Raw genomic sequence first — 257 nt, forward strand, 5'->3', positions numbered from 1 at the left:
CCGCCGACCGGCCGGAAGAAGCCCTCGGGGCCGAGCCCCGACGACGAGCATCACATCGCACAGACAAGCGAGGATTGCGCGCTGGCGGTGTTGAGCACCTGGATGCCGAACGCGCACACCGCGTACGAGCTGGAGGTTGCCGCCGGTCGTCGCCTGAAAGATCCCCGACAGATCTCGACACCGCATAAGCGCGAGATATCGAGATTTCGAGATCCCGCGGGGAATCCCGGCGACACCGACCAGGCCACACCCTGATC

The 257-nt window shown here is 65.8% G+C and carries 1 protein-coding gene; it reads left to right on the plus strand.

The genetic code is table 11. The features are described 5' to 3' along the window. Positions 1–255, plus strand: a 255-nt coding sequence (locus tag QSK22_RS33515; protein ID WP_285498542.1) for a hypothetical protein, incomplete at its 5' end; no start/stop codon positions are given. Between the last annotated feature and the right edge of the window lie 2 nt (positions 256–257).

The organism is Actinomadura sp. NBRC 104425 (assembly GCF_030269545.1).
In the GTDB taxonomy this organism is placed as follows: domain Bacteria; phylum Actinomycetota; class Actinomycetes; order Streptosporangiales; family Streptosporangiaceae; genus Spirillospora; species Spirillospora keratinilytica.